The organism is Streptomyces sp. NEAU-sy36 (assembly GCF_013423905.1).
Taxonomy (GTDB): domain Bacteria; phylum Actinomycetota; class Actinomycetes; order Streptomycetales; family Streptomycetaceae; genus Streptomyces; species Streptomyces misionensis.
Genome location: NZ_CP058977.1, coordinates 6525679 through 6540050 on the forward strand (window position 1 = coordinate 6525679; position 14372 = coordinate 6540050).

10 protein-coding genes are annotated in these 14372 nt (G+C 74.1%); 1 reads left to right on the top strand and 9 read right to left on the bottom strand.

All coding sequences use genetic code 11. From position 1 onward, the window contains the following. Window positions 1–37: 37 nt before the first annotated feature. The 3 genes from HZZ00_RS28365 to HZZ00_RS28375 all read right to left on the bottom strand — a co-directional run bounded on the left by HZZ00_RS28365 (window position 38) and on the right by HZZ00_RS28375 (window position 4436). Window positions 38–739 (bottom strand): GNAT family N-acetyltransferase, encoded by a 702-nt coding sequence (locus HZZ00_RS28365; RefSeq protein ID WP_180329106.1) that lies wholly within the window; start codon window positions 737–739, stop codon window positions 38–40. Further along, window positions 663–2570 (bottom strand): IucA/IucC family siderophore biosynthesis protein, encoded by a 1908-nt coding sequence (locus HZZ00_RS28370; protein ID WP_180329107.1) that lies wholly within the window; start codon window positions 2568–2570, stop codon window positions 663–665. The genes HZZ00_RS28365 and HZZ00_RS28370 overlap by 77 nt, the downstream gene beginning before the upstream one ends. Window positions 2571–2945: 375 nt before the next feature. Beyond that, window positions 2946–4436, bottom strand: coding sequence for a diaminobutyrate--2-oxoglutarate transaminase family protein (locus tag HZZ00_RS28375; protein WP_180329108.1), 1491 nt, complete (start codon window positions 4434–4436; stop codon window positions 2946–2948). Between the two features lie 263 nt (window positions 4437–4699). On the opposite strand from HZZ00_RS28375, the gene HZZ00_RS28380 reads away from it, so the two are divergent. Further along, window positions 4700–5929 carry a serine protease gene (locus tag HZZ00_RS28380; protein ID WP_180329109.1) on the top strand — a complete coding sequence of 410 codons (1230 nt, stop codon included), beginning with the start codon at window positions 4700–4702 and terminating at the stop codon, window positions 5927–5929. Window positions 5930–6022: 93 nt separating this feature from the next. Here HZZ00_RS28380 and hflX read toward each other — a convergent pair whose 3' ends face one another. The 6 genes from hflX to miaA form a co-directional block, all read right to left on the bottom strand. Next, window positions 6023–7513, bottom strand: coding sequence for a GTPase HflX (gene hflX, locus HZZ00_RS28385; RefSeq protein WP_146467067.1), 1491 nt, complete (start codon window positions 7511–7513; stop codon window positions 6023–6025). A gap of 188 nt (window positions 7514–7701) precedes the next feature. Beyond that, the gene (locus HZZ00_RS28390) at window positions 7702–9222 is read right to left on the bottom strand and encodes a M1 family metallopeptidase (RefSeq protein WP_180329110.1); all 1521 of its coding nucleotides are present in this window, start codon (window positions 9220–9222) and stop codon (window positions 7702–7704) included. A 118-nt stretch (window positions 9223–9340) separates the two neighbouring features. Then, a complete protein-coding gene (locus tag HZZ00_RS28395) occupies window positions 9341–11500 on the bottom strand; it encodes a bifunctional (p)ppGpp synthetase/guanosine-3',5'-bis(diphosphate) 3'-pyrophosphohydrolase (protein WP_180329111.1) in 2160 nt (719 codons plus the stop codon). Window positions 11501–11781: 281 nt separating this feature from the next. Beyond that, window positions 11782–12651 carry a diaminopimelate epimerase gene (dapF, locus tag HZZ00_RS28400; protein ID WP_180329112.1) on the bottom strand — a complete coding sequence of 290 codons (870 nt, stop codon included), beginning with the start codon at window positions 12649–12651 and terminating at the stop codon, window positions 11782–11784. Window positions 12652–12708: 57 nt separating this feature from the next. After that, window positions 12709–13323 (bottom strand): hypothetical protein, encoded by a 615-nt coding sequence (locus HZZ00_RS28405; protein WP_180333749.1) that lies wholly within the window; start codon window positions 13321–13323, stop codon window positions 12709–12711. Window positions 13324–13431: 108 nt separating this feature from the next. Further along, window positions 13432–14370: a tRNA (adenosine(37)-N6)-dimethylallyltransferase MiaA gene (gene miaA, locus HZZ00_RS28410; RefSeq protein WP_180329113.1), complete on the bottom strand. Its 939-nt coding sequence runs from the start codon at window positions 14368–14370 to the stop codon at window positions 13432–13434. Window positions 14371–14372: the final 2 nt, after the last annotated feature.

Here is a 14372-nt window from a genome sequence, read left to right on the forward strand (position 1 = left end):
CCGTTCCCACCCATGGTGACCCCCCGATCACCTGTCGCTACAGCACATCGCGCAGCTCCCGGTCCCTGATCATCAGCGCGGCCCGCTTGCCGGGCAGGTCGGCCTCGGCCGCGTACCGGAACCCGGCGCGAAGGAACGCGGCGACGGACGGGGTGTTGCGCAGGTCCGGTTCCGCCACGACCCGCGCGCAGTGCGGCCGCCGGTCCAGGACGAGGTCGGCCACGGCCCGGAGCAGGGCGGAGCCCAGTCCCCGGCCCCGGTCCCCGGCACCGCCGAGGAGGAGGTGGATCCCGGTGTCGTGCGGCCCGACCGGGCAGTGGCGGGCGAGCGGGTCCAGGTCCGCGCGGTAGATCTCCCAGTAGCTCATCGGGGTGCCGTCCAGCACGCCCAGGCAGGGCACGCTGCGTCCGTCGCCGTCGAGTTGGGCCCGCATGTGCTCCTCGGTCAGGCGGCGGGGCCCGGCCAGTTCCCAGAACTCGGCGACGGCCGGGTCGCACATCCAGCCGTGCACCAGGGGCAGGTCCCGGTCGAGCAGTACGGGCGTCAACCGGAAGACGCCGACGGGGGTGTGCACGGGACCCCAGTCGTGGAGGCGGTCGAGGAGATCGGTGGCCGCGAGGGTGGGAGACACGGTGCGCTCCGCTCTGCGCTGACGAAGTGGCTCAAGGGTGCAGGGGGTTGTCGATGGTGACGTAGACGGACTGGGTGTCGACCGGGCCGACGAGTTCGTCCATGCCATGCAGCCGCGTCAGCAGATTGGCCTTGCAGCGCAGGGTGGGCGAGTCGAGCAGCCGGCCGGGCACGGGGGTGCGCAGGGCCGCGGGTCCGGTGGCGAGGCCGGCCAGGAAGCGGCGGAAGGCGGCGAGGAGCAGCCGCTCGTCGGCGAGGTGCTGGGAGCCGAAGGCGCCGATCAGGCCGAGGACGTTGTTGACGGCGAGGTAGTAGGCGAGGCGTTCGTCGGCGACCTCGTCCGCCACGAAGGTGTCGCTGTGCTCGCCGATGCCGGGCAGCCGGGCGGCGAGTTCGGCGCGCCGGGACTCGCGGAAGTAGTAGCCCTGGTTGTCGCGGTAGCGGCCGCCCGCGGGCCAGCCGTCGCCGTCGAGCAGGACCAGGGTGTTCTGCTGGTGGGCTTCCAGGGCGACGCCGGCCTCCGCGTCCAGCCAGAACACCGGACGGACGACCTGTTCCAGATAGCGCAGGAACCACTCGGTGGCGACGGCTGCCGGGGGCCGGCCGGTGCGTACGGCGAGCCGCGCCACCAGCACGGACAGCCGGGACCGCATGGCCGGCGGATGCCCGCCGGCCGCGGCGCCCAAGGCCGGTTCGGCGAGCGGCCGGGGCGAGACGAGCCCGGCGAGGCAGCCGACGTCGTCGGCCGGGGTGAACGGGTTGTGCCGGATCACGACGTCCAGTCCGGGCACGGGCCGGCCGTCCGGGTCGTCCACGGCCAGCCAAGCCGGGTCGCGCACGATGTCGAAGCCGGGGTGCGCGGCGGCCCACCGCCTGGACAGTCCGGTGCGCAGCAGCCGGTGCACCTCGACGCCGCGGCGCAGTTCCTTGCGCAGGTTCTCCCGGCGGGAGTTGGTGATCCGCAGGCCCAGCGACAGCTTGAGCATCGCGGGGGCGCCGCAGCGGTGGACGGTGCGGACGGAGGAGGTGGGATGCCAGGCGGGTCCGTGCGGGCCGAGGTCCCTGAGCAGTCCCGAGTCGAGCAGGGCGGCGACGGCCGGGCGGTGCCGTACCTCGCGGGCCTGCCAGGGGTGCAGGGGCAGGGCGGTGTGGCCGTCGGGCAGGGGCAGCGCGATGCCCGCGAGGTGCCGGGTGAGCCGGTCGGCGGGGACGGGGCGCCCGCGCTCGGTCCAGGCCGAGTCGGTGGCGAGCAGGGCGGGGGCCACGGCCATCCAGTGCAGCGGAAAGGCTCCGCGCGTCTCCGGTGAGTACAGCGCGGCCTCCCCCTCGGTCAGCCCCTCCCGGCTCTTGGGTGTCGGGTGCAGGGGGTGGCCGAGGAGGAGGGCCTGTTCGGCGTTGAGGAAGAGGTCGGGGCCGTCGGCGGGGTGCGCGCGCCGGTCGCGGATGAAGGTGGCGGTACGGCGCAGGCTGTCGGCGACCCGGGCCACGAGATCGCCGTCGTCGGCGGCGGGGCCCTCCCTGGTGAGCAGCGCCGCGAGGGTGACGGCGTCGACGGGCGGGGCGGCCTCGGGCGCCTCGGCGAGCCGGGGCGGTCCGAAGCGGTGCCAGCCGGTCGGGGACCAGTAGCGGACCGGGACGAGCAGACCGGCACCGCTGGCGGGGAGCGGGATGCGCAGGGTGCCGTCGGCGGGGGCGCGCAGACCGGTCTCGCGGACCCAGCAGCGCAGCAGGTTCTCCACGGCGGCGGACTGCGCCGCGGCGCCCGGTTCGCGATCGTCCAGCGCGTCGGCGCCGGGCTCGGTCCGCCGAACGGGGGCCGAGCCCGGCTCGGTCCGCCGAACGGGGGCCGCGTGCCGCCTGCGCTGCTGCGGAACCGACTCGGTGACGGGGGCACGGGAGCCGGACGCTCCGTGTTCCTCGGGGGCGGGGGTGGCGTTCATGGGGGTCCTCGGGGCGGGGCGGATGACGGAGCGGTCTGGACGGGCGGGTCGGACGGGCGGCTTCGGAGGGCGGCCCCGCGCGGGCCGGGGCGGGGCTCGGCCCGGAGCTGGTCGGACGGCGCGGGCGGCGGCTGCCCTTGCGGGGCCCCGGGACGCGCCGCGGGTCCCGGCCTCGGGCGGACGAGCGTGCCGGTCGCGCCCCTCAAGCCGGGCGCGGCACCGGACCACCTCGGCGGGCCGGCGCGCCGTGGCCGTCGGAGCCGGGGGGCGGGGCCGGGGTGAGCCCATCCCACGGCGGACCGGATCTCCCGGCACGGCGCGGCACGGTCGCCCCGGACCCGCCGGGCGCGGTCGTGCCGGGCCGGCCGGGCGCCGTCACCCCCGGCACGGTGCCGCGTCCCCTCGTCTGGGCCCGGGCGGGCCGCAGGTCTCGTGGTCGCGGGCCACCGTCGCCACCGCGTCGGTCAGCCGGTCCAGTACGGCCGTGGCCTGTTCGTCGCTGATCGTGAGCGGTGGCAGCAGCCGGACCACGGCGCCGTGCCGGCCGCCGAGTTCCACGATGAGCCCGCGCCGCAGGCACTCCCGCCGTACGGCCGCGGCGAGTTCGGGCGCGGCGGGACACGGGACCCCGGCGGGCTCCGGTCCGGGCGGCGCCGCGTACGGGCCGTGCGCGGCGAAGTCCCCGCCGCCCGGAACGGCTTCCGCATCCACGGCGTCGCCCGCCCCGCGGGCCGGCCCGTCGGCAGCCGGCTCCACCATCTCCACCCCGATCATCAGCCCCCGCCCCCGCACCTCGCCCACGCACGCCAACCCGCCGATCTCCGACCGGAGTCTCGCCAGCATCCGGGCGCCCAGCCGCCCCGCCCGCTCGGCGAGCCCGTTCTCACGGACGTACGACAGCGTCGCGGTCCCCGCGGCCATGGCCAGCTGGTTGCCGCGGAAGGTGCCCGCGTGGGCGCCGGGCTCCCAGACGTCGAGGTCGTCACGGTAGACGAGCACGGCCAGCGGGAGGCTGCCGCCGATGGCCTTGGAGAGCACCATGACGTCGGGGGTGATCCCGCTGTGGTCGACGGCCCAGAAGGCGCCGGTGCGGCCCACGCCGGTCTGCACCTCGTCGGCGATCAGCGGGACGCCCCGGTCCGCGGTGATCCGGCGCATCCGGCGCAGCCAGTCGTCCGGGGCCGGGAGCACCCCGCCCTCGCCCTGCACCGGTTCGAGGATCATCCCGGCGGGCAGCGGCACACCGGACTTGGGGTCGTCCAGGAGCGACTCGGTCCAGCGGGCGCCGAGTTCGGCGCCGCGCGGGCCGCCGACGCCGAACGGGCAGCGGTAGTCCTGCGGGTAGGGCAGCCGGACGGCCCGGACCTCCCGCGCACCGCCGGAGGCGGCGAGGGCGCCGGCGGTCATGCCGTGGTACGCGCCGGTGAAGGCGAGGATCGCGCCGCGCCCGGTCGCGGCCCGCACCAGTTTGAGCGCGGCCTCCACGGCGTCCGTGCCGGCCGGTCCGCAGAACTGCCCGCGGGCCCGGTCCGCGAGGCCCGGCGGCAGGGTGCGGAACAGCTCGGTGACGAAGGCGTCCTTGACCGGTGTCGCGAGGTCCAGGACGGTCAATGGAGCGCCGGAGTCCAGGACTTGGCGGATGGCCTGCAACACCACCGGGTGGTTGTGGCCGAGGGCGAGGGTGCCGGCGCCGGAGAGGCAGTCCAGGTAACGGCGGCCGTCGGCGCCCTCGATGGTGAGCCCCCGCGCCCGCACCGGCACGATGGGCAGGGCCCGCGCATAGGTGCGCGCCGAGGACTCGCGCGCCGACTGGCGCCGCAGGATCCCCTCGTGCGCGTCTTCCGCCCTCGACTCCGTAACGGCCACGACTCGCTGCCCTCCCGCTGTGCACCCATCGCCTACAACCGTTCATCGCGCGCCGGGTTACGGCTTTCCTCCGGATCGATGCGTGTCGGCGGCGCGCGCTCGTAGCGAAACCGTTGCCGTTCCGGCGGGAGTCGCCCACGGCGAACGCATAGGGTGTGATGCCGTTCCGAGAAGGTCGTGGCACCGGTCCGAACTCGCCGTCGGCGGGCGGCGGGTGTCACGGCCGAGCGCCGAGTTCCGTCTTCACACGGGGAGTCAAGAGCATGCGATCCATACGGCCGTCGTCCACCGCCCGGCAGGGGAGGGGCCGTCGCACCCGCCGCGCCTCGTCCTCGCTGGCGGCGGTCGCCCTCGCCTCGGCGCTGGCGCTGACCGCCACCGCCTGCGGGGGCGACGACCAGGCCGACGGCAACCCGTCCGCCTCCGCCGCCGCTGCGGGCAGCGGCGACGGCAAGGTCAGGATCCCGGACGACCTGAAGCAAAAGCTGAAGGAGCACGGGATCGACGTCGACAAGTGGAAGAACGGCGCCTGGAAGGACTGGAACAGAAAGGACTGGCTGCGCGAGGCCAACGACTTCATCAACCCGATCATCAAGGGCCTGTGGGACCCGAACCGGATGCGGCACGCGGGCGACCCGGACAAGGGCGTCGACGACAACGACATCTCCGGTGACCAGGGCGTGACCGACCCGACGCCGGCCCCGGTGCAGGCGCGGCAGGTGGCGGCCCCGTACCACGTGAACGCGGCCACCTCGGGCAAGGTGTTCTTCGACTCCCCCGAGGGCCACATGGTGTGCTCGGGCACGGTCGTGGAGGATCCGGCGCACCCGGGCAAGTCCAACCTCGTCTGGACGGCGGGCCACTGCGTGCACGCGGGCAAGAGCGGCGGCTGGTACCGCAACCTCGCCTTCGTGCCGTCGTACAACAACGCGGCCAAGTCCGTCGACCAGCTGCAGAACGCCGCCCGGTCCGACATCGCCCCGTACGGCGTCTGGTGGGCGGATGCCGCGCAGACCTCCCAGCAGTGGATCGACCAGGGCGGCGAGACGGGAGGCAACGGGGCCCCGTACGACTTCGCGGTCATCCATGTGACGCCGGAGCAGGGCAGCGGCGGCAAGTCGCTTGAGGAGACGGTCGGCGGGGCGCTCCCCGTCGACTTCGACGCGCCGGCCGTGCCGAAGGTGCGGACCATGACGGCGTCGGGGTACCCGGCGGCGCCGCCGTACGACGGTCAGCTGCTGTACCGGTGCGAGGACAAGCCGGGCCGGCTGTCGATCGACCGGTCCGCCCCGACGATGTACCGGATCGGCTGCTCGATGACCGGTGGCGCCTCCGGCGGCGGCTGGGTGGAGACCGGCGCGGACGGCAAGCCGAAACTGGTGTCCAACACCTCGATCGGCCCGGTGACCGCGGGCTGGCTGGCGGGTCCCCGGCTGGGCGACGTCGCCAAGGGCGTGTACCAGTCGGTGAGCGAGAAGTTCGCCGGGCGATAGCCCGGTCGCAGGCCGGGGCGGCGCCGGCCACGGCCGCACGATGACGAAGGCCCGCCACCCCGAGGGGGTGGCGGGCCTTGGTGTCGCGGTGGGTCAGCCCGCGGAGACCGGCGTGTACGGCGCCAGGTCCGCGGCCAGCTCCTCGTGCACCCGGACCTTGAGCAGGGTGCCCTCCGCGGTGTGCTCCTCGGAGATCACCTCGCCCTCGGTGTGGGCGCGGGCGACGAGCTTGCCGTGGGTGTACGGCACCAGCGCCTCGATCTCGACCGAGGGGCGGGGCAGCTCGTCGTCGATCAGGGCGAGCAGTTCGGCGATGCCCTGGCCGGTGCGGGCCGAGACCGCGATGGCGCGCTTCTCGACCCTGAGCAGCCGCTGGAGGACCAGCGGGTCGGCGGCGTCCGCCTTGTTGATCACGACGATCTCGGGCACGTCGGTGGCGCCGACGTCCCGGATGACCTCGCGCACGGCGGCCAGCTGCTCCTCCGGGACGGGGTGCGAGCCGTCCACCACGTGCAGGATCAGGTCGGAGTCGCCGACCTCCTCCATGGTGGAGCGGAACGCCTCGACCAGGTGGTGGGGCAGGTGCCGGACGAAGCCGACGGTGTCCGCCAGGGTGTACAGCCGCCCGCTCGGGGTCTCCGCGCGGCGCACGGTCGGGTCCAGGGTCGCGAACAGCGCGTTCTCGACCAGGACGCCGGCGCCGGTGAGCCGGTTGAGCAGGGAGGACTTGCCGGCGTTGGTGTAGCCCGCGATGGCGACGGAGGGCACCTTGTTGCGGCGGCGCTCCTGGCGCTTGATCTCGCGGCCGGTCTTCATGTCCGCGATCTCCCGGCGCATCTTCGCCATCTTCTCGCGGATCCGGCGCCGGTCCGTCTCGATCTTGGTCTCACCGGGACCACGCGTGGCGAGGCCACCGCGACCGCCACCCATCTGCCGGGACAGCGACTGGCCCCAGCCGCGCAGCCTCGGCAGCATGTACTGCATCTGGGCGAGGGCGACCTGTGCCTTGCCCTCGCGGGACTTGGCGTGCTGGGCGAAGATGTCGAGGATCAGGGCCGTACGGTCGATGACCTTGACCTTGACGACGTCCTCCAGCTGGATCAGCTGGCCGGGGCTCAGCTCACCGTCGCAGATCACGGTGTCCGCGCCGGTCTCGAGGACGATGTCGCGCAGCTCGGCGGCCTTGCCGGAGCCGATGTAGGTGGCCGCGTCGGGCTTGTCGCGGCGCTGGATGACGCCGTCGAGCACGAGCGCGCCCGCGGTCTCCGCGAGGGCGGCCAGCTCCGCGAGGGAGTTGTCCGCGTCCTGTGCGGTGCCGGTGGTCCACACGCCGACGAGCACGACCCGCTCCAGGCGGAGCTGCCGGTACTCGACCTCGGTGACGTCCTCCAGCTCGGTGGACAGGCCCACCACGCGGCGCAGGGCCGCGCGCTCGGACCGGTCGAACTGGTCTCCGTCCCGCTCGCCGTCGATCTCGTGGCTCCAGGCGACGTCCTCTTCCATCAGGGCATCGGCCCGAAGACCCTCGGGGTAGGCGTGCGCGAGGCGCTTGGCGTCCTGGGAAGGGGAAGAAGAGGAGGTCATTGGATCCTTACGTCGATGGGAGTCGTTACGGCGTCGGCACGACGGTCACGGCGTGCCGCTCACAGGGAACAACACACGGGTACCCCGGGAGATTCCCGTGTCCCGTGCCGCGCCGACCCGAAGATGGTCGCACGAGGCGGCGCGTCCCGTCACGGTGTTATCCCGGGTCCCGGCGCGGCCCCTCGCGGTCACTTGTGGGCCGGCCGCTGCGCCGCCTTCACGCTCGGGTCCGGCTTCCAGTCCGGGTGGCCGGGCATCGGCGGGGTCTTCTCGTCGTAGAGCCAGGCGTGCAGGAAGCCGCCGAGGTCGCGGCCGGCGACGGCGGAGGCCAGCTCGATGAAATCGCCGGTGGAGGCGTCGGAGTCGCGGTGGTCGCGGACCCAGAGCCGCTCCAGGCGCTCGAAGGCGGGGCGACCGATCTCCTGGCGCAGGGCGTAGAGGGCCAGGGCGGCGCCGTCGTAGACGCTGGGCCGGAAGATGCTGATCTTCTGGCCGGGCACCGGCGGCTTGGGCCGGGCGGGCGGCCCGCCCACGGCGCGCCAGCCGTCGGAGGCGGCGTAGGCGGCCTTCATCCGGTCGGCCATCGGGCGGTGCGCCTTCTCCTCGGCGTACAGCGCCTCGTACCAGGTCGCGTGCCCCTCGTTCAGCCAGACGTCGGACCAGGTGCGGGGGCTGACGCTGTCGCCGAACCACTGGTGGGACAGCTCGTGCACCATGACCGACTCGACGTACCAGGCGGGGTAGGCGGGGTCGGTGAACAGCTTCTTCTCGAACAGGGAGAGAGTCTGTGTCTCCAGTTCGAATCCGGTGGTGGCGTTCGCCATGATCACGCCGTAGTTCTCGAACGGGTACCGGCCGACCTTGCTCTCCATCCAGGCGATCTGGTCGGGCGTCCTGGCGAGCCAGGGTTCGAGGGCCTCGCGGTCTGCGCTGGGCACCACGTCGCGCAGGGGCAGCCCGTGGGGACCCTCGCGGCGCGGTACGGCGGAGCGGCCGATGGAGACCTGGGCCAGCTCGGTGGCCATGGGGTGCTGGGTGCGGTAGGTCCAGGTGGTCTCCCCGCCCGCGCGCCGGATGCCGCCGGGCAGGCCGTTGGCCACCACGGTGTAGGCGTTCGGCGCGGTGACCCGGAAGGTGAACATCGCCTTGTCGGACGGGTGGTCGTTGCACGGGAAGACCATGTGGGCGGCGTCGGCCTGGTTCGCCATGACGAGGCCGTCGGTGGTGCGCACCCAGCCGCCGTCGCCCTTCTGGTCCTCGGCGGGCACGGGGTCGCTGGTGTGCCGCACGGTGATCCGCACCCAGTCGCCCCGGTGCAGGCGCTCGGCGGGGGTGACGACCAGGTCCTCGCCCGCACCGGCGAACTCCGCGGGTACCCCGTCGACCTTCACGGACCGCACGGTGCCGTGCGCGAAGTCCAGGTTGAGGCGGTCGAGGTCGGCGGTGACCCAGGCGTCGATGGTGGTGACGGCCTGGAGCGGCTTGTCGTTGGTGCCGGGATAGGTGAGGTCCACGTCGTACGACGTGACGTCGTAGCCGGGGTTGCCCAGGGTCGGGTAGAGCCGGTCGCCGATGCCGAGCGGCACGGGCGGCGCCGCGGCGGCGACCAGGCAGACGGAGCACAGGGTGGCGGCGGAGGCCAGCAGGACGGCCTTCCGGCGCCGGGCGACAGGGCCGGGGACGCCCCGGCGGCGGGGGTTGAGCAGCATGGACCACCGCTACCAGCGCCCGCCCCCGTCCCCGGGGCGACGCGCACCCGTCCCACCCGAACGGATGGTCCCGGGGCCGCCGTTCTCCGCAGATCCGCCTCCGGGCGCCGGCCTCTTCTCACCATCCCTGTGACTGATGCCGGGCGCGGTCCACGTCGTAGACGCCGGGGACGTCGCGCATGGCGCGCATGAGGGCCGGCAGGCCCGCGGCGTCGGGGAGTTGCAGGGTGTAGGTGTGCCGCACCCGTTGCTGGCTCGGGGGTTCCACCGTGGCGGAGACGATGTCGCCGCCCGCCAGGGCGATGGCCTCGGTGAGGTCGGCGAGCAGGTGCGGGCGGCCGAACGATTCGGCGACCAGCGTGACCCGGCACGCGGTGGAGTCCCCCCAGCGCACCCCGGTCTCCGCGCGCCCCTTGCTCTTCATGTGTGCCACCGCCGCGCACTCCACGCGGTGCACGGTCACCACTCCCCCGCGGACCGGGAAACCGGTGATCTCGTCCGGCGGCACGGGCGTACAGCACCCTGCGAGGCGGACGGCGGCCCCGGGCGGGTCGGTGCGCACGTCGGCGCCTCCGGGGGGCCCGGCGGGCCCGGTGCCGCCGGCGCGCCGCTCGGGGAGACCGGAGGCGGCGCGGTAGCCGCCCGGCTCCTCGGCCGGGGCTCCCCCGTCGGGATGCGTGGCCAGCCACCGCTGGATGGCGATGCGGGCCGCCGGGGTGTGGGCGTGCTCCAGCCACTCGCGGGACGGCTCCGAGGCGGGGTCCTGGCCCATGAGGAGTTCCACCGTGTCGCCGTCCTTGAGGACGGTGCTGAGGGTCGCCAGGCGGCCGTTGACGCGGGCGCCGATACAGGCGTGCGCGTCCTCGCCGTACTGCCCGTACGCCGCGTCCACGCAGGTGGCGCCCTCGGGCAGGCCCAATGTGCCGCCGTCGGGGCGGAAGACGGTGATCTCGCGGTCCTGGGCGAGGTCCTCGCGCAGGGTGGACCAGAAGGTGTCGGGGTCGGGCGCGGCCTGCTGCCACTCCAGGAGGCGGGAGAGCCAGCCGGGGCGGGTGGGGTCGGCGCGCTCGCCGTCGGCGGGATCGTCGGCGCCGGGCGCGTAGGGGTTGCCGAGCGCGACGACACCGGCCTCGGCGACCTGGTGCATCTGGTGGGTGCGGATGAGGACTTCGACCACCTGGCCGTCCGGGCGCGCGACGGCGGTGTGCAGCGACTGGTACAGGTTGAACTTCGGTACGGCGATGAAGTCCTTGAACTCCGAGACCACCGGCGTCATACAGGTGTGCAGTTCGCCGAGCACGCCGTAACAGTCGGCGTCCTCCCCCACCAGCACCAGCAGCCGGCCGAAGTCGGCGCCGCGCAACCGCCCGCGTTTGCGGGCCACTCGGTGCACGGAGACGAAGTGCCGGGGGCGGATGAGGACTTCGGCGCTGATGTCGGCCTCGCGCAGCACCGCGCGCATCTCGTCGGCGACCTCGGCGAGGGGGTCGTCCGGGCGGGCCGCGTTCTCGGCGATGAGTTCCCTGGTGTGCGCGTACTCCTCGGGGTGGAGGATGGCGAAGACCAGGTCCTCCAGTTCGGTCTTCAGCGCCTGCACGCCGAGGCGTTCGGCGAGCGGGATGAGGACGTCCCGGGTGACCCCGGCGATCCGCGCCTGCTTCTCCGGGCGCATCACGCCGAGGGTGCGCATGTTGTGCAGCCGGTCGGCGAGTTTGATCGACATCACCCGCACGTCGCTGCCGGTGGCGACGAGCATCTTGCGGAAGGTCTCGGGTTCGGCGGCGGCGCCGTAATCGACCTTCTCCAGCTTGGTGACGCCGTCGACCAGGTACCGCACCTCCTCCCCGAACTGCTCGCGCACCTGGTCCAGCGTGACGTCGGTGTCCTCGACGGTGTCGTGGAGCAGGGAGGCGGTCAGTGTCGTGGTCTCGGCGCCGAGTTCGGCGAGGATGAGGGTCACGGCGAGCGGGTGGGTGATGTACGGCTCGCCGCTCTTGCGCATCTGGCCGCGGTGCGAGGACTCGGCCAGCACGTAGGCGCGGCGCAGGGGTTCGAGGTCGGCGTCGGGGTGGTGGGCGCGGTGCGCCTCCACCACATGGCCGATCGCGTCGGGCAGTCTGTCCCGGGCGGCGGGCCCCAGCAGCGCGGCCCGGCCGAGCCGGCGCAGGTCGATCCTGGGCCGGGACTTGCGGCGGGCGGCCGCGGGTGCCACGGCGGCCGTCGGGGCCGTGGGCACTACCGGGATGGGGGTCGGGGGGTTCGTGGCCTCCGCACTCATGGGCACCTCCGGCTCGTGGACCGGCGGACGGAGCCCCAGGGCATGCGCGGCTCAGGGTGGCGCGTTCCCCCGTCCGTGCCGGTGCTTGATGCTATCGAGCCGGACACGTGCGACCGACCGCCTCTCGCCGACCGTGAAACGGATCACCCATTCGAGCGACGGAAAAGAGGTTTAAGGTTTGCGCCACCTGGCCTGGGATCGTCCGTGGATTCGATCCGGGCGGGCGCCGCGGAACCGCTGTTCCGGGCGCCCGGAGCCGCCCGGACGACGGTTTCGGCAGGTCAGCGAAGCGCGTTTTCCAGCCACTCGGCATCGATCTCGCCCTCGGCGACGATCACGGCGGGGCCGGTCATCTCGATCTGTCCGTCCGGCCGTTCGGTGATGACGAGCCGGCCGCCGGGCAGGTCCACGGTGTACGTCACCGGGGTGCCGGTGACGGCCGGGCCGGCGCCGTCACGTCGGGCGGCGGCCACGGCGACGGCGCAGGCGCCGGTGCCGCAGGAGCGGGTCTCGCCGGAGCCGCGCTCGTGCACCCGCATGGCGACGTGCCGGGGCCCGCGGTCGACCACGAACTCGACGTTGACCCCGTCCGGGTAGGCGCCCTCGGGGCTCACCGGCGGCGCGCTGTACAGATCCCCGGCGTGCCGGAGGTCGGACACGAAGGCGACCGCGTGCGGGTTGCCCATGTTCACGTTCCGCGCGGGCCAGCTGCGCTCGCCGACCCGCACCGTGACGTCCCCTTCGGGCAGGCGGGCGCTGCCCATGCCCACGGTCACGTCCCCGTCCTTGGCGATGTGGACGCTCTTGACGCCGCCGCGGGTGGCGATCGCGAGGTCGCCCTCGGCGACGTGCCCGGCGCGCTGGAGGTAGCGGGCGAACACCCGGACGCCGTTGCCGCACATCTCGGCGACCGAGCCGTCGCTGTTGCGGTAGTCCATGAACCACTCGGCCTCGCCGGCCATCGCCCGGGCGTCCGGGTGCGCGGCGGAGCGTACGACGTGCAGCACGCCGTCCGCGCCGATGCCGGCCCGGCGGTCGCACAGGGTGGTCACGGCGGCCGGGGACAGCTCGATGGCGTTGTCGGGGTCCGGGACGATCACGAAGTCGTTCTCGGTGCCGTGACCCTTGAGGAAGGCGATCCGCGTGCTCATTCCTCGATCGTACGGGGTGGGTGCGGCAAGGGGGTCGGGCCCGTGCCCCGGCGGCGGTCAGCGCAGCCGGGCCACGCGCCACACGGCGAGTACGGCCACGACGGCGACCAGCACCGCGTACCCGAGGACGACCCGCCAGTCCGGGCGGCGGCCGGAGCCGCGCGGGGGCAGGCCCGGCCACGTGTGGCCCACCCGGCGGGCGGCCATCATGCCCCAGCCGGCGGCACAGCTGCAGATCAGCAGGCCGAGCATGGCGATGACCGCGCCGCTGTCGCCGTCGAAGGCGAGCGGGAAGGCGAACATCAGGGAGCCGAGCGCGGAGAGGCCCACGATCGGCGCGAGCTGCCAGATGCGCAGCCGGCGCTGCGGGCGCAGTTCGACCTCGACCTCGGGGCCGCTGGTGTACATCTCCTCGGGCGCCGGGCCGTCCTCGGTCACGCCGTCCGTGGTCTCGTCGAGCCCGTCGTCGGCCAGAGCGTCCTGGTCGTCGGACGGCCCGGGCGGGTTCTCGGCCGGGCGGTCCTCACCGCCGGACGGCCGGGGCAGGCGGTCCCCGCCCCCGGCGAGCCCGCTCACGCCCTCGGCGGGGCGGTCCTCGCCCCGGTCCGGTTCGTCACTCTCGGTGGTGACGCGCTCGGCACTTGGTGCGGTGTCACGAGGGCCGGCCTCCATCGCCACGCGCCCTCCCAACTAGGACTCCACTTGGTCGATCGAAGCTCGATGATGGCACGGCGCCGAAGGCCCCGATGACCGGCGGCGCATCCCGATGCCATCACGTGATCAGGCTGTAACCGGTCGTTCGACCAACGTCAGGGCCTGCCGCGGAAGTTCCCCGCGGTCGGCCTCGGCCCCGCTCAGCCAGTGCACGCGGGGGTCGCGCCGGAACCAGGAATCCTGCCGGCGCGCGAAGCGCTTGGTGGCCCGCACGGTCTCGGCGCGCGCCTCCGCTTCGGTGCACTCGCCGCCGAGCGCGGCGAGCACCTGCTGGTAGCCCAGCGCGCGCGAGGCCGTGCGCCCCTCGCGCAGGCCGCGCGCCTCCAGCGCGCGCACCTCGTCCACCAGCCCGGCCTCCCACATCCGGTCGACACGCCGGGTGATCCGGTCGTCCAGCTCCGGGCGGGCCACGTCGACGCCGATCTGGACGGTGTCGTACACCGAGTCGTGACCGGGGAGGTTGGCGGTGAAGGGCTGGCCGGTGATCTCGATCACCTCCAGGGCCCGGACGATCCGGCGGCCGTTGCTGGGCAGGATCGCGCGGCCGGCCTCGGGGTCGGCGGCGGCGAGCCGGGCGTGCAGCGCGCCGGAGCCGCGCAGCGCCAGTTCCTCCTCCAGGCGGGCCCGCACCTCGGGGTCGGTGCCGGGGAACTCCAGGTTGTCGACGGCCCCGCGGACGTACAGGCCGGAGCCGCCGACCAGGATCGGCCAGCGACCCTCGGCGAGCAGCGCGTCGATGCGGGCGCGGGCCAGTTTCTGGTACTCGGCGACCGAGGCGGTGACCGTGACGTCCCAGATGTCCAGCAGGTGGTGCGGGACGCCGCCGCGCTCCTCGGGCGTCAGCTTGGCGGTGCCGATGTCCATCCCGCGGTACAGCTGCATCGAGTCGGCGTTGACGACCTCGCCGCCGAGTTGCTGGGCCAGGAAGACGGCGAGATCGGACTTTCCGGCCGCGGTGGGTCCGACGACGGCGATGACGCGGGGGACGAGGGGTGCGCTGCTCACGG